Origin of the sequence: Cellvibrio sp. pealriver, from assembly GCF_001183545.1 — a bacterium.
GTDB lineage: Bacteria > Pseudomonadota > Gammaproteobacteria > Pseudomonadales > Cellvibrionaceae > Cellvibrio.
In genome coordinates this window covers 101,351-115,566 of the sequence record NZ_KQ236688.1, presented here as the reverse complement: position 1 = coordinate 115,566, position 14,216 = coordinate 101,351, and the positions used below count along the sequence as shown (strand labels likewise).

At 42.8% G+C, this 14,216-nt stretch carries 16 protein-coding genes; 13 read left to right on the top strand and 3 right to left on the bottom strand.

The features are described from left to right. Positions 1-120: 120 nt before the first annotated feature. The 4 genes from VC28_RS00520 (at position 121) to VC28_RS00505 (ending at position 2,120) form a co-directional block, all read left to right on the top strand. A complete protein-coding gene (locus VC28_RS00520; RefSeq protein ID WP_049628944.1) occupies positions 121-681 on the top strand; it encodes a GNAT family N-acetyltransferase in 561 nt (186 codons plus the stop codon). A gap of 118 nt (positions 682-799) precedes the next feature. Next, on the top strand, positions 800-1,072 hold the full coding sequence (locus VC28_RS00515) for a hypothetical protein (RefSeq protein WP_049628943.1): 273 nt from the start codon (positions 800-802) through the stop codon (positions 1,070-1,072). A 96-nt stretch (positions 1,073-1,168) separates the two neighbouring features. Further along, the gene (locus VC28_RS00510) at positions 1,169-1,852 is read left to right on the top strand and encodes a hypothetical protein (RefSeq protein WP_049628942.1); all 684 of its coding nucleotides are present in this window, start codon (positions 1,169-1,171) and stop codon (positions 1,850-1,852) included. 85 nt (positions 1,853-1,937) lie between these two features. After that, the gene (locus VC28_RS00505; RefSeq protein ID WP_049628941.1) at positions 1,938-2,120 is read left to right on the top strand and encodes a hypothetical protein; all 183 of its coding nucleotides are present in this window, start codon (positions 1,938-1,940) and stop codon (positions 2,118-2,120) included. 117 nt (positions 2,121-2,237) lie between these two features. On the opposite strand, the gene VC28_RS00500 is transcribed toward VC28_RS00505, so the two are convergent. Further along, a complete protein-coding gene (locus tag VC28_RS00500; RefSeq protein ID WP_049628940.1) occupies positions 2,238-3,131 on the bottom strand; it encodes a S1/P1 nuclease in 894 nt (297 codons plus the stop codon). A gap of 174 nt (positions 3,132-3,305) precedes the next feature. Between VC28_RS00500 and VC28_RS00495 the strand changes: the two genes are divergently transcribed. The 3 genes from VC28_RS00495 (at position 3,306) to VC28_RS00485 (ending at position 8,041) form a co-directional block, all read left to right on the top strand. Beyond that, positions 3,306-4,178, top strand: coding sequence for a hypothetical protein (locus VC28_RS00495; RefSeq protein WP_156184256.1), 873 nt, complete (start codon positions 3,306-3,308; stop codon positions 4,176-4,178). 67 nt (positions 4,179-4,245) lie between these two features. Continuing rightward, positions 4,246-5,679, top strand: a complete 1,434-nt coding sequence (locus VC28_RS00490; RefSeq protein WP_049628938.1) for a hypothetical protein — start codon at positions 4,246-4,248, stop codon at positions 5,677-5,679. Between the two features lie 175 nt (positions 5,680-5,854). Then, positions 5,855-8,041 carry an outer membrane protein assembly factor BamB family protein gene (locus VC28_RS00485; RefSeq protein WP_049628937.1) on the top strand — a complete coding sequence of 729 codons (2,187 nt, stop codon included), beginning with the start codon at positions 5,855-5,857 and terminating at the stop codon, positions 8,039-8,041. Positions 8,042-8,293: 252 nt separating this feature from the next. Here the strand turns inward: VC28_RS00485 and VC28_RS00480 are convergent, their stop codons facing one another. Next, entirely contained in the window at positions 8,294-9,277 is a 984-nt protein-coding gene (locus VC28_RS00480; RefSeq protein WP_049628936.1) for an integron integrase, read from the bottom strand. Positions 9,278-9,545: 268 nt separating this feature from the next. Here VC28_RS00480 and VC28_RS00475 point away from each other — a divergent pair, with 268 nt between their 5' ends. The 6 genes from VC28_RS00475 (at position 9,546) to VC28_RS00445 (ending at position 13,082) form a co-directional block, all read left to right on the top strand. Next, positions 9,546-10,004: a DUF6194 family protein gene (locus VC28_RS00475; RefSeq protein WP_049628920.1), complete on the top strand. Its 459-nt coding sequence runs from the start codon at positions 9,546-9,548 to the stop codon at positions 10,002-10,004. A 15-nt stretch (positions 10,005-10,019) separates the two neighbouring features. Continuing rightward, the gene (locus VC28_RS00470; RefSeq protein WP_156184255.1) at positions 10,020-10,523 is read left to right on the top strand and encodes a hypothetical protein; all 504 of its coding nucleotides are present in this window, start codon (positions 10,020-10,022) and stop codon (positions 10,521-10,523) included. Between the two features lie 94 nt (positions 10,524-10,617). Further along, on the top strand, positions 10,618-10,929 hold the full coding sequence (locus tag VC28_RS00465; RefSeq protein WP_156184254.1) for a hypothetical protein: 312 nt from the start codon (positions 10,618-10,620) through the stop codon (positions 10,927-10,929). Continuing rightward, positions 10,922-11,287, top strand: a complete 366-nt coding sequence (locus tag VC28_RS00460) for a hypothetical protein (protein WP_049628933.1) — start codon at positions 10,922-10,924, stop codon at positions 11,285-11,287. The genes VC28_RS00465 and VC28_RS00460 overlap by 8 nt, the downstream gene beginning before the upstream one ends. 117 nt (positions 11,288-11,404) lie before the next feature. Beyond that, the gene (locus VC28_RS00455; RefSeq protein WP_049628932.1) at positions 11,405-11,974 is read left to right on the top strand and encodes a hypothetical protein; all 570 of its coding nucleotides are present in this window, start codon (positions 11,405-11,407) and stop codon (positions 11,972-11,974) included. A 565-nt stretch (positions 11,975-12,539) separates the two neighbouring features. Next, the gene (locus VC28_RS00445; RefSeq protein ID WP_049628930.1) at positions 12,540-13,082 is read left to right on the top strand and encodes a hypothetical protein; all 543 of its coding nucleotides are present in this window, start codon (positions 12,540-12,542) and stop codon (positions 13,080-13,082) included. A gap of 46 nt (positions 13,083-13,128) precedes the next feature. Here VC28_RS00445 and VC28_RS00440 read toward each other — a convergent pair whose 3' ends face one another. Continuing rightward, positions 13,129-14,088: an IS110 family RNA-guided transposase gene (locus VC28_RS00440; protein WP_049628929.1), complete on the bottom strand. Its 960-nt coding sequence runs from the start codon at positions 14,086-14,088 to the stop codon at positions 13,129-13,131. Positions 14,089-14,216: the final 128 nt, after the last annotated feature.

Here is a 14,216-nt window from a genome sequence, read left to right as displayed (position 1 = left end):
CCGAGGCTGTGTTATAAAAACACTTCAAAAACGTAGATGGAAAAATGCTGGCGAAAAAGACGGAATTTTTCATCTGAAAATATTGATAGGCGCTTGGCAGCTTTAAAGAAAGAGATAAATATGGAATTAGAACTTCGCTTGGCCAAAATTGAAGATATACCTAATATTTTGGAGTTGCACTTTAAATATCAGATCGACTCCATACTCGAAGAAGATAAGCAAGATGGTTTTATTACCACAGCGTTTACGAAAGAACAGATGGCCGAATTAATTGAGTCTGAGCAAGGCCTTTTTATTGCAATCAATGGTAACTCTATAGTTGCGTACGCCATGGCAGCCTCTTGGCAATTTTGGGCACGTTGGCCTATGTTCGCACATATGATCAAAGACTTACCCAACCTGAATTTTGAGGGGTATCAGCTAAGTACCGAAAATTCGTATCAATATGGCCCCGTATGTGTTGATAAATCGGCTAGAGGTAAAGGTGTGTTCGAGCAAATTTTTAAATATTGCCTTAATGAAATGTCCAATAGGTATCCCGTTTTAGTTACATTCATTAATAAAATTAACACCCGTTCTTTTACTGCCCATACAAAAAAAGTAGGGCTAACAGTCATTCAAGAGTTTGAATTCAATAACAACCAATACTATGAGTTGGCGTGCTTAACAAAAAAACTCTAACAAATTGCTTAAGAAAGACATTTACTACGTCGCTTCTAGGTGTGTTTTTAGCGCACACTGGCTTCTCCGAAAATACCGCCTAGCAAGGCGTTAACTGTACAAAAGCATCGAGTGAGTTATGTCGAATAAAACCGTTTTAGAAAGGCTTTTAGTCGAAATAGAGGCGTACGATAAAAATCGCAATGATCGCGATGCTTTTGCGCAAAGAGTATATGACTCAATCGAAGCCCTGGAGGGAATACCCTATTCAGTGCATCAACAAGGCCGGGATTGGCAACACAAAATTGAAACTGAGGGCTACTTCGACGAAGAGGGCTTTGACTCTAAAATCAATGAAGTAATCCCAAAACTTAAAGCTTGGATCAATGAGCTTATTCAGTCCCACTGTTAACAAGATGCCTCAGAATTGTAATTTGCGAATCCGACAGCTTGTAAACCGCGGCTTTATGGCTTTGCTGCGCAAAGATAATTCACAAAAAAGATCATCATGAAACTTCTTGCAACTATACTTTTCTGTACGCTTATTATTTCTTGCGGTGCCAAGGACGCAGATAACGTCAATGTGCAAATCAGTTACACACCGACTTTAGATTCTGTTTGCATATTTATAAAAGGAGGCGACATTAAGGATGACTGGCACAAAGAGCTATTGCTTAAAAAAGTAGAGTTGGAACGCGAATGGAAAAGAATAGGACCGATGCTTATCTCTACAACTGAAGAAATTACTGGACAATTGTTTGAGGGAGGGGAACACAATGTAAACCTGACTTTGTGTGATACTCCATCCAGGTCTTTTCCGTTGATATTAAATATGAGACATTCACTGTCCAGTTTTACGGATAATCCGGTATCTATACAGGATAAAGTTGGTACATTGTTTCATGAGTTATTGCACCCGTATATTAGTGAACATCTCCCCAAATCAGCACCAGCTTTAGCAAAATACAAAAACGAAGATCCTAGAGTATTAGACCATATACATCTTCTTGCTTTACAAAAAGCGGTTTATTTAAAATTAGGTTTTGAACAGGAATTATCTTCAATAATCGCAATGGATAATCGCATACCTAACGGGCATTACAAAAGATCATGGGAAATAGTTAATTCAAGTGAAAGCTATTACAAAACCTTGGTCGCAGAGCTAGAAAATAAAACCAACTCACCTGAATAAAAACCAAGCCTTCGTTTTACCCAGAATAGAGCCTGCCTGCAGAGTACCATTCAAAATGACATTAATAACTTGATGAAGTGAAAATATGAATAAAGGAATCAGCAAAAAAGGTCTGAAATTCAGCGGCTATTGTTTTATCGCATCGGGTTGCTTGTTTTTTCTGGTGGCGGTGTCTTCAGGGCACGTTGCTTTTTATGGTGTTGGGGCGGCATTGATTGCAGCAGGCGGTGCTTACTTGACGAAAGCGAAAAAAGTAATTGAAAAGTAGAAGAGCCCGGATAGCGTTAATAACGTTCTTAAGTGGCGAATCCCGGCTTTAACTCCCTCGCGCCAATAAGCGCGAGGATTTTTCAAAAGTGAAAATTTTCTGAAAATGTGACCACAGTTAATTACTCAACCCCTCATTGAGTAAACTGGCCAATCGAATACCCGCTTGCTTCAAGCGCAGTTTGACTACCGGAGAAAACATTTCCAAATACTCATCGGTCATTTGAATGGTCTTTTTCTCCTCGTCATCATCCAGCCGTTTATTTTGCGGTTCGTACCAGCAGGCATTATTGCGTTGTGTGCAATAGCCAACGTCTGGAGTGATGGTAATTTCATAAGACTCCGCGGCCCATTGCCAAGGAGATGAATCTATCCATTGGGCTTTATCCGCTTCCGATATTTCCGCAACAAGGGAATCGGCCGCGCGATAGGCACGCGTGAATCTCGCCCAGCCAAATTGTTTTTGCATCCAATTTCCGGGCAATATTTTTTGTTCAATAATGCAGTTATCCCACACCGCATGAAGGTTACTTCCGGAACACTTGCCGCGCTTAACAATTAAATTGCCGCCCCGGTCATCCGCATAGGAAACGTGCATGGGTTGGTGAATATCCCCCACCCAATGGCCTAACAGGATCATTGCCCTGGCTCGCTCCGCATCCGGTTTGGATGTATCCGCGACGATACCGAGATCATCTTTAATTGCACTAATGACACAAGGCTTATCATCAGGGCAGCCATCCTGTTCAACAACAAGAAGATCGCGGCTGTAATTGGAAAAATGACTGGCAGGACTGGTGCGGGGCATTTCATCGGCTTCCAGACATGCATGGTTAAACGATTTGTATTCACCATTCACCGCAAGCAAACGATTCACCTCTGCCCTCGCATCGGTAGTGAGATTTCGGTAAGCAATTTCGCACACAACCACATGGCCATATTTACCCCAAGCCAGTACCGCGTTCGCGTGAAAAGCCAGCAGTAATGCAATGCAATAAACCCTATAGCGCATAACCCGTCCCTCAGTATTTATTCGAATCTCACTATAAAAATTCATTGGAAAATCACCACTGCTTTATAACAGGTTGGATTTTTTTGCAAAAGCAACAGAAAGTTATTAAACAAACACCCATGATTACATTGCTCATTCAAGCAAATTTGAAATTATGGCGCTTAAGCATTTTTTATGGCTATTGAACGAATCAGCAAGGCTATATATTCGGTCTACGTGAGGAAGATGGATGGGTCAAGGACTTCGCTTAAACCTGATGCAAAAGGTCGTATTATGAAATCTAATCATATTAAGAGAATTTTTTTATTCTATTTACCGATTGTTTTACCACTGCCCGCACAAGCAGTCATTATTGACGGCACATTTAAAGGAAAAGTCCTTTCTGTATCTGACAATGGTGATAACAACAATCCTTATTATGTCGATTTTTTTAGTGAAAATTTGGAAGGGTCTGGTTTTACAGGAAGCTTTTGGTACGACACAGAATTAGCACACGCCAATATGGGCAGCACAGGCCAATGGCGTTACAGTGAAAACACCGATTGGTTTGGCATAACATTTTACGTGGATGGAAAAACACTTAACCCTGACAATATCCCTGATGGTTCAACACAGGCCAGCACATTGGAACTTCATACTATTTCTGATCCCAACGGATATACCGGCATACGCGATTTCACAACAGAGCATTTTGGCCTGCGCGAATTCGTAACAGCAACGAAAGAGGGTTACATTAGTGAACAATCTGCGGGAATTTCTTTTTTGGAACAGATTATTCCGTTACTTAACGGCAACAGTTTAATCCAGAATTTCACCTGGTATGACACAGGGGAACACTATGACAACTGGGATGACATTCCCGGGCTTGCGCTCTATTTCAATTACAACACTGATCCCGAGCAACTCATTAACGCTGGGCTCGCTGCACGCCTCTCTGAAATAACCGTTAAACCGCGGCAGATAAATGTGACAGAACCATCCACTCTACTATTATTGATTTTGTGTGGAACCAGCTTACTCATCAGAAACCGTAAACGTATCCAGTAACGCATAAGGTTATCGCATATCTAACGCTCAGTCGTTTTCCCATATATCCCGTATGAAAGGAGGTCACATGTTTAGCAGCGCGCTTCAATTCGTTTCTATTATGCTGGTGGCAATCACACTTCTTGGATGCACACCAACAGGCGGTGGAAAATCCCCGCTCCCACCTACGATTGGCCCCACTCTAGTCAATGGAACTATCTGGCCGAATGAACCACTGACGGTGTATTTTTCTGACCACGGCACACAGACTGAATCAGTAAACACCGTTGCATTAAATGATCTGTATTTTGCAAACCCTTATGCATTTCAAATTCAATTGGGCTATCAATTCCCCGCGCTTGGATTTGAAATACAAGAGAATGGCAACACGCTTTCCATAATGCCTGCGCGCACAAATACAAAATCACGCCCCAGTAAAATAGACCCCAATAATGGACGAGTATTGGAATGGGATTGGCCTTACCCTGCGAATATGGTGGCACGCGGACAACCGCCAACATCAACCAGCAGTTATTCTATTGAGACGGTAAATACCTGCGCAGGTCGGCTCGCTTCAGGAAACGCACCCTGTTCTAATCCCGGTGCAATATTATTACTGACGATCAGCCCACCAACCCAACCTGCAAAACCAACGCACGGTCAGGTCTTTGAATACACGTTGATTGAAAAGGGATCGGGCAATTATTCCGGACAAATTGCAACAACAGTAATTCGCGCAATTTATATTGAGCCTAATCGCTGTCAAATCCGTAATTTATTATTGCAACCCACCACAGGAAAAGCCGGCGAAGTTGTAACGGCAGAATTTGAAGCGACTGACTGCCGTCGCGTAAAGCTGACTGCTGGATCGGATTTATTATTTGATCGGGTTGCCCCAACGTTTGCGGATAATATTATCGACTCGCGCCGTTTTGCGCTTCCTAAAACAACATCAATTACAGTAAGGGTCGATGCATTTGACTCAATGATGCGAAGTGCGGCACCGCGGTCAGGGCGGGTCAATATAGATCCCTGCTCAATCAGCGCCACACACCCGCAATGCCCATTAAATTGCACAGCAACACCTAACGATTCGCGCTGCCCTGCAAATTGCACCGCAAATCCAAATGATCCACGCTGTGCAACACCATGCCCACGTACAACCGACAACCCTAATGGAGAATACAAAGCATGGGACACCGGCATGTACTGCGGCACATTCCAGATAATTCCCACAAAAATATCCGGCTGTACATTCGACGCAGCAAAACAAAGCTTTCCACCACCACTAGGTTGCGTTTACACCACCATTACTGGAAAACCTATTGGGGAATGTACCTCAGGCTTACCGAAACAGGATTTTGATATGTGCCTCTCCTGTACAGCCCAAGGCAGTACAACACCGACCAAAGAATATGTCGTGGAGAGAAATGCTTGTTCACTTAACGATGCGCGAGACTCTGCCATTAATGCACGCAGACCAAGGAGCTGCGTATTTGTGAGCGCGGGATTATGCCCTTGATCCCGCGTTAAAAAGGCATACTGTCAGCCGTTTATGTAGCAACTATTTATGTAATTGTTTATGTAACTGCCTGTGCAATTACCTATGTAATAGTTCGTTAAGCAATTAGAACTCATTACATTCCCTGCCTAAACTGGTTTTTTATCACAATAATAAAACCAGTTTAGGTTTCACTATGCGCACATCTCTTTCGTTTATTCGATACACCACTTTCGCACTCATCAGTAGCGCGCTGCTGGCATCCTGCGGGCAACGTGATGGAAAAAGTGGCGATCCATCCAATAGCATCCATACCAGCGCAAGTGGGCATTCTGGTACCGATTGGCCTTGGTACCACGGCAACCCTCACGGCACGCATTATTCAACTCTGGATCAAATCAATAAAAATAATGTGAAGGATTTACAAATCGCTTGGACGTTTGATTCGGGCGATGCGTTTGGTGAAGGTGGAAGCCAGTCGGATATGCAAAGTAATCCGCTGATTATTGATGGCCATTTTTATTTTATTTCACCCAAAGGCCGATTGTTTTGTTTGAATGCAGCAACCGGTGAGCAGCAGTGGGTTTTTGATCCGGCATTTGGCGAGGCAGTCAATACCAAACAGCGTTTGCGCGGCGTTTCTTATTGGCAAGCAGGCGATGACCAACGCATTCTGTTTACCTTTCGCGGTTTTTTAATGGCGGTAAATGCGCAGACGGGTGAATTAATTAAAAGCTTTGGTCGCGATGGCAAAATTGATTTGCGCGAAGGTTTAGGGCGAGAGCCGGATAGTGTCAACGTCGGCAATGTATCGCCGGGCGTGGTTTATAAAAATCTCATCGTAATGGGTTCTACCGGCAATACGCCGGGGCATATTCGTGCTTACGATGTGCGCACCGGCGCACAACAGTGGATATTCCACACCATCCCCCACCCTGGCGAGTTTGGTTATGAAACCTGGCCAAAAGATGCCTGGAAAACCGCAAAAGGCGCAAACGCCTGGTCGGGTTTAACGCTCGATCCGGAAGCAGGAATTGTGTTTGTACCGCTCGCGTCTGCGGGCATGGGCGATAAAGATTTTTATGGCGGTGATCGCACTGGCGATAATCTGTTTGGAACATCTCTGGTGGCGCTCGATGCAAACACAGGCAAACGCCTGTGGCATTTTCAATTGGTTAAACATGATTTGTGGGATAGAGATCCACCAACACCACCCACGCTTATTACTGTTGAGCGCGACGGCAAAAAAATTCCTGCGGTTGCGCAAGCAACCAAAGCCGGTGTGATTTATATTTTGGATCGCGCCACTGGCGAGTCGTTGTATCCACTCACGCAAGTGAATCCTCCCGCGTCGGATATTCCCGGTGAAGTGTCTGCGCAATCACAAATTATGCCGGTGCATCCCAAACCATTTGCCCGCCAGCATTTAACCGAAGATCTATTAACTACGCGCACACCGGAAGCACATGAAACCGCGAAAAAAATATTTTCCGGTTTGCGTTCACGCGGGCCTTTTGATCCGCCGTCACTACAGGGCACTATTTTATTTCCCGGTATGGATGGCGGTGCCGAATGGGGCGGCGCAGCTTATGACCCGGAAACCGGAATGCTCTACGTTAATGCCAACGAAATGGCGTGGATTTTAAAAGTCAAAGAGCGCCCACCGGTATTGGCGGGCAATAGTGGTGAGGCTATTTATTTAAATCATTGTGCGGTGTGCCACGGTGTAGAACGCAAAGGTAGCCCGCCAGAATTTCCGGCACTGGTCGATGTGAGCGAGCGATTGAGTGAAGCGCAATTGCAACATCAAATTATAAATGGCAACGGCAGAATGCCCGGTTTTGCCAAACAACTTTCCAGCGCCGATGTTGCCGCGGTAATCGGTTATTTAAAAGGTGACCATGCACAAGCAGCAAAAAAAGACACGCCCTATTATCCCTCCACCGATGGTGACCCCTATGTATTCGGCGGATACACACGTTTTCTGGATCACCAAGGCTACCCCGCCATCACACCACCCTGGGGCACGCTCAGCGCCATCAACGTCAATTCCGGTGACTATGTATGGGCACAACCTTTTGGCGAATATCCTGAATTAGCCGCGCAAGGTTTAACAAATACCGGCAGCGAAAATTATGGCGGCGCTGTTGTTACCAAAGGCGGCTTGTTATTTATTGCCGCCACCGTTTACGACAATCAATTCCGCGCATTCGACAAACACAACGGCACCCTCCTCTGGCAAACCACCCTACCCGCCGCAGGCATAGCAACACCCGCAACCTATTCCGTAAACGGAAAACAATTTATCGCCATCGGCGCAGGCGGCGGAAAAAATCCAAAAGCAAAACCGGGAGGAAGTGTGGTGGTTTTTAGTTTGCCCTAAAGACTACTAAATCAACCCAGCCTCAAAATTTACAATCGGATATATGCAAGCGCGGGAAGTAATACGTTGTAATTCCCGCCTTCAACGAATATACCTATGATCGTTTATCGGCTTATACTCCCCGCAAACTGAACACGTAGATTCGGGCGGGTCGCGAACCCCAACAAATTGAAGGGCGGGAATGTGCCCAAAGCGGACTATCAAGCTAAAGAAGGCGGCATAATATCCATTTGGTAAATCCAAATTTCCGAGCTAGACATCCAGAGGGCTTTTGACTCGATCTCCGAGCTCATCCAGCACGTGCAAATAGATTTCGGTAGTTCGAATGTCAGTATGCCCCATCAAAGTTTGAATTTGCTTTAAATCATACTTTGCTTGCAAAAGTCGGGTAGCGAAGGAGTGGCGAAATGTGTGACAACTAGCATGTTTATGTATACGCACTTTTTTGATTGCTTGCTTCACATGAGACTGGATTGTTGTTGGATATATATGATGTCTGCGAATTAGATTGGTTCGCGGGTCTTTGCTTGGTTCATTGCTTGGAAATACAAATTGCCAACCTAGGGAATGCCCTGCTGAAGGATATTTTTTTTCAAGCATGTTAGGCATATATACTCCTGCAACGCCGCAGGCTTTATCATACTCAAGCAGGTTTTGAACCATATCAATCTGCTTTTTTAAGTCAGGAATAATACTTTTTGGGAGTAATGTGGTTCTATCTTTAAATCCTTTTCCATCTCGAATAACAATATAACCCATTGCAAAATCAACATCTTTAACGCGCAATCGTAAGGCCTCAGAAACTCGAAGGCCGCCACCATACATTAGCTGAGCCAAAAGCTTATAGGGCATCACCATGCAATCAATAATAGACATAGCTTCTTCATGGGTGAAAACAGTAGGCGTTCGAACTTGCTTTTTTGCGTAGTTGAAATTGAGTTGCTCTATGGGGCTATTTAAAAAGCGGTTGTATAGAAACATTAGTGCGTTAAGGGCAAGTTTTTGGGTATTCGGGGAAGCATCTTTTGCTACGCTCAAGTGCGTCAAGAATGCTTCTACTTCTTGATTGCCTAGATTTTTGGGGTGAGCCTTATTGTTAAATAAGATAAATTGTTTAACCCAATAGACATATGTATTTTCGGTTGAATAACTTTTTCCGTCTGTACGTATAAAGACGCGGAGTTGATCTAAAAACTTAGTGGGTGAAGCGGGTAAAGGAATGCGCACATCTTCCATAATTGCACCTGTTTGGATAACCAGTTTTGTTCCAGTTTAGCTATCCGAAATTAAATATGCAATTAATTGATCTTGCATGCGCTGTATAACTCCATAATTAATTCATGGTATTAATTAAGGTATTGATTTATATGGAGTTAATATAATTGCGGGTTCGCCAACTTTGGGAGTTATACGGCGCGATACCAAATTAGTTGAGATAATGATCTGCGGGTTATATAGTCGGTGCAATTTAATAAACTGTTAATATTACCAATAAGGAAAATTGATGAAACCTGAAAGTATCATAAAGCACATTGCTGAAAATTTTCATGGCGTTGTTCCGAAATCTAGTTGGGGAGAAACCTCATTATTTTACAATCCCGGAAAAGCCTTACCCAACGGTGTTTATTTCTGCACAATCAAAGAAAAGAACGGGGAAAATGACAAATCATCTGAGCTAGACAGAGATGGAATATTCAGGGTGAGTATTGGAATTAATAAATCCAGTTATGAAAGGCTGTTTGGTTTAAAACCACCAAGGCCAGCCAAGGGCGGAATTATTAATACCGGCCATGACTTTACTGCGTTAAACACTTTAATGCCGCATCCTATTTACGGATGGATGAATTGGGTACAAATTCTTAACCCAACCGAAACAGCATTTACAGAAATTCTTCCTTTAATTGAAGAAGCTCATGGAAGTGCTGTAGTAAAATTCAATAAAAAAATATTAACAAGTCGCTGAAGCACCGCGCACTACGTGCGCTGGACAGTTTTTAAGTCGCAGTTTTGTGGTTTTGCTGCGCAAAAGGTTCCCACAAAACTACAACTTAAAAACTGCCGCTTAGCTCGGCGTTATGCTATTGGAGTATTAATGTATTACGCACTTGGGATTATTTATGGACTAGCTTTATCTTTTGTTCTGTTTACTTTTATGTATGTATCATCAAACTTATTATCAGAGCAAATAATTGAGCTTGTTTCCTATACAGTTTTAATTTTATCAACAGCAACTTTAGGCTATATCTTCAAGTTACGTAAAAACTTAAGCACGCTCCAATTATTTGAAGCAGGAAATAAAAAATATCTATTATTTCCATTTGGGGTATCGACCGCAATGGTTATAACTCAAGCAATTATAACTTTTTACAGTGAAGAGAATAGTTTAGTTTTTTGGGTAATACCCATTGGTATAGCAGGTCAGGGGTTGAATATTTTTATGTTTTTACTTATCGGCATGTGGTGCTGCAGATCAAAAGCATAACAAAGTGTTCCAACACCGTTCCAGCGCTTCGCGCCTCCACTCGACAGTTTGTAAGCAGCGCATTTAGCGAATCGCTGCGCGAAGTTTTTCGCACATGCGCCACTTACAAACTGCGGTTGAACACAACGTTAAATTGGCGCATCGGAAAGAGCATCGCACTTCACTCTTTCCCGATAAAGGAAAATATATGAGGTATCTTCCAATACTACTCCGGTTCTCAGTGTATGGCCTTGTAACTTTTGGAGTGCTCGGTTACATGCTGCAAAATCCAAATTCAACTTCATTACCCGAAAATTTTTCACTTATCTTATCTTTAGGTCTTGCGGGAGCTATTTCATTTCCTGTTTCGGCTGGTGCAGTTCTTCTACTGCTTGAAATATATAAGGAAATAACTCGCAATGAATAACGGAGCAGTTTTTGAAGAATTATTATTATATTTATTTATCTTTTTACTTTTGCTTTTTCCTTTTATGTATATCTTCTTAAAGAAAGGAAAAAATAAATTTCTATTTTGTTCATCTTGCATTGGCGCAATGGCAATAGTTTTTTGTGCTATTTATGCGTTTGCATTGCCTTTTGCAATAGTTTTCATAAAGGTAATTCCGCAGTTGGCCGAGTACGGCCATATTGAGAACATTCTACCAATTCTCCGCTTTGCGGAATTCATTCAAACATATCACTTTATTGTTCTATTTCCATTGCTTTATGTGGCTTTGCCAATTCTTATTTTTAGGCGTTACAATCTATTCAAAAATAAAATTTAACAAAGCAATCAAACGGATGGTTTTTAAGTTGCATTTTTGCCATTCCGCTTCGCTCCATTTTATGGCAAAAGTGCAACTTAAAATCCACCGTTTATCGCGGCGTTAGCTAGGAAAGACATGTCACATATAATTTATGATCGTGTAGTTTTAGAACATCTCTTTCTTCTAGAGCAAATGGCTCATGGAAGCCTTGCCTGCGTTAAATTTTTAGGGAGTTTTTTAGACAACTCAAAAACACATGACTACCTTCAATCTGAAGCGGAAACAGCAGTGTATGGTTATGGAGGGGTCGCAGAAGGCTACTGGGATAATGTGCACAAGCTCGTCAGTGACTATCTAATTCAATGTGCAACGCGCACAAGAATTATGCAAGACTTTTCTGACTTTTCTACCGAAGATCCGGAGTATTGCCCAGATAAGGAAAGCTTTTCTAAATATCCAACTGCTGCCAAAATTTTGCAAGGTAACTTTAATCTTTCACTTCGTGAATGCTGCAATAAAATAATCCATGCAAAAAATGTTGAGCTTATAATGGAAATTGAAGCCTCTACCAAGCTCAAATATTGGAATGGGTTTTGTATTCTAAGCGGAAGCAAGCTCAAAAATACATGGAAATTGGAGCTAAACATAAGTGTATGGGTTATAGCTATGCGTCATTACTATGACGTAACTCAACACTTAAGCTAACAAGGCAATCAAACGGATGCTTTTTAAGTTGCATTTTTGCCATTCCGCTTCGCTTCATTTTACGGCAAAAGTGCAACTTAAAAACCACCGTTTATCGCGGCGTTAGTAGGCGCAAGTTTCAGAAAATACTGCTTCGGCGAGTTTGTGCCCAGGCGCTACCGGAAAGTTCGGTTTTTTGTTCGTAACCTTTTGGTTGTGCCGCGTTCTGGTTTTAGTGTTCTTGCGTTGTTGGCAAGTTTTGGTGGCAACGCAGTTTTGTTTTAAGTGTGAGTTTAACTCGCACTTGGTAGTTGGTGGTTTTCGGAAAGTTATCGTCTTGCCGTTGGGCTGTGCATCGTGGGTTTGGCGGTTTGGGCATTTGCTGCGGTTTTTCTTAACGCAGTAGCGGCGGTTGTAAACCGTTTCTGAAGGCTTACTAACAATTCGTTCTAGGCCGCGCACTGCGTGCGCTGGACAGCTTTTCCGTTGGCCGTTTTGCGCATTGGCTACGCCAATTATTTGCGCAAATCGTCCAACTCCAAAGCTGCCCCTAAACTCTGCGTTAGGTAAAAATAAAGGAAACATCATGAGTATTCTGAAAAATCTATGGACGTGCGTTCTGCTATTAATAATTTCACAAGAAACATTTTCTCAGGAGCATAAGAGTTCTTCGGAGTTTATAAAAAGTATAGAGGGTGTATATAAAGCAAGGTTTACTGGTCAGTTTGCGTCAGGGCAGAAATATGAAACAGAAGACATCCTAGAAATAGTTAGTTACTCTCCGAGTTCTATCTATTTTCGGGCTGAATTAAAGTTTGGCAATGGGCACTTTTGTAGTGTTTACGGTATCGCAAATTATAACAATAACTCTTTCGTATATGAGCGTGAGTTTGGCGAGGAGCCTAAACATAAATGCGTTTTAAATATAAATGTTGATTCTAACAGCATTAAAATTTCTGACCTAAATGAAAAGAATGAATCTACCTGTACGCAGTACTATTGCGGCGCACGTGGTTATCTAGGAAAGTATGAAATTAGTCTAGAAAAGAAGAGAAAAATTCGTTACATGCCAATAATCTTAAAATCCAAAGAATACGCTGCCGCTGAAAAGGAATATAAAAGCAAATAAACCTAACAAGCGACTGTGGTAGAAAATCAATACCTGAAACGCAAATTTAGTTAGCTTGCCACTCGCAGTTATCCCGCACCATGGCGTTTAAAATCGTCATCATTTTTCGCATGCAGGCCGTAAGTGCAACTTTCTTGTGCTTACCCTGCTCAACGAGCTTTTTGTAAAATTTCTTCATCACTGGATTACACTGAATCGCGCTCAGCATCGCCATGTATAACACCGTTCTAATCGGTGCCCGACCACCTTTGATTCTACGTCGTCCTTTCATCATGCCGCTGTCGCGATTAAATGGAGCCAAACCACAAAGCGCTGCTATTTTGCGTGGTGACAGTTGGCCTAGCTCAGGTAACTCTCCCAATAGCGTGAACGTAACACCATCGCCCACACCTGGCACTGAGCTTAGAATCTCATAAGTACGCTGCCACTCAGTAACTTCACCAATGGCTTTGGCGAGTAACTTGTTGATGCTTTCAATTTCTTTATCGAGCACTTTCAGCAAGCGCTTATGGGTTGCTGCAAGAATCGCAGGCGCTTTGTGCTGACGATTTAATTCCTGGGTTCGCATCTCATTCAGTTGGCGCTTGCGTGAGAGTAAATCCCTGATATAGCGTACTTTTTTACTATTGAGAGGCCTTGGCTCCGGTTTTAATATGGCACCAAATTGTGCGATGAGCCGCGAATCAATTTTATCGGTTTTGACAAAAACACCCTGTGCTTTGCCAAACTGACGAACTTGGGTTGGCTGGACAATAATTACCGGCAATTCCTTTTCAGCGCAGGCTTCCACCAAACCTCTTTCGTAACCGCCGGTCGCCTCAACCAAAATGCGAGTGAGGTTATAACGCGATAGTTTTTTAATTAATTCACGAATCCCTTCCGTGGTATTGGGATATTGCAAATAAACATCGAGCTCGAAAATACAAATATCCAGCGTGCTTTTTCCGATGTCGATTCCTACATTTCTTTCACTGCGATCAATGTGTGCGGCGGTAGTTGTATTCATAACTCACCCTTGCTACATTCGGGCTCGGAGCCCATTCGACTGTTCGAGTTAAAAGTAGAATCAGCAAGGTGCCCACGCTTGTTAACGGGCTAGATTACTCTGCGCCAGTGCTGCACCGGGCTACCTTG

What these genes read in the sequence shown, in the direction of transcription:
- VC28_RS00520 (WP_049628944.1), top strand. Translation starts at nt 121, where the DNA reads ATGGAATTAGAACTTCGCTTGGCCAAAATTGAAGATATACCTAATATT.
- VC28_RS00490 (WP_049628938.1), top strand. Translation starts at nt 4,246, where the DNA reads ATGTTTAGCAGCGCGCTTCAATTCGTTTCTATTATGCTGGTGGCAATC.
- VC28_RS00510 (WP_049628942.1), top strand. Translation starts at nt 1,169, where the DNA reads ATGAAACTTCTTGCAACTATACTTTTCTGTACGCTTATTATTTCTTGC.
- VC28_RS00445 (WP_049628930.1), top strand. Translation starts at nt 12,540, where the DNA reads ATGAGTATTCTGAAAAATCTATGGACGTGCGTTCTGCTATTAATAATT.
- VC28_RS00475 (WP_049628920.1), top strand. Translation starts at nt 9,546, where the DNA reads ATGAAACCTGAAAGTATCATAAAGCACATTGCTGAAAATTTTCATGGC.
- VC28_RS00440 (WP_049628929.1), bottom strand. Translation starts at nt 14,088, where the DNA reads ATGAATACAACTACCGCCGCACACATTGATCGCAGTGAAAGAAATGTA.
- VC28_RS00480 (WP_049628936.1), bottom strand. Translation starts at nt 9,277, where the DNA reads ATGGAAGATGTGCGCATTCCTTTACCCGCTTCACCCACTAAGTTTTTA.
- VC28_RS00515 (WP_049628943.1), top strand. Translation starts at nt 800, where the DNA reads ATGTCGAATAAAACCGTTTTAGAAAGGCTTTTAGTCGAAATAGAGGCG.
- VC28_RS00485 (WP_049628937.1), top strand. Translation starts at nt 5,855, where the DNA reads ATGCGCACATCTCTTTCGTTTATTCGATACACCACTTTCGCACTCATC.
- VC28_RS00465 (WP_156184254.1), top strand. Translation starts at nt 10,618, where the DNA reads ATGCGCCACTTACAAACTGCGGTTGAACACAACGTTAAATTGGCGCAT.
- VC28_RS00455 (WP_049628932.1), top strand. Translation starts at nt 11,405, where the DNA reads ATGTCACATATAATTTATGATCGTGTAGTTTTAGAACATCTCTTTCTT.
- VC28_RS00460 (WP_049628933.1), top strand. Translation starts at nt 10,922, where the DNA reads ATGAATAACGGAGCAGTTTTTGAAGAATTATTATTATATTTATTTATC.
- VC28_RS00495 (WP_156184256.1), top strand. Translation starts at nt 3,306, where the DNA reads ATGGCTATTGAACGAATCAGCAAGGCTATATATTCGGTCTACGTGAGG.
- VC28_RS00505 (WP_049628941.1), top strand. Translation starts at nt 1,938, where the DNA reads ATGAATAAAGGAATCAGCAAAAAAGGTCTGAAATTCAGCGGCTATTGT.
- VC28_RS00500 (WP_049628940.1), bottom strand. Translation starts at nt 3,131, where the DNA reads ATGCGCTATAGGGTTTATTGCATTGCATTACTGCTGGCTTTTCACGCG.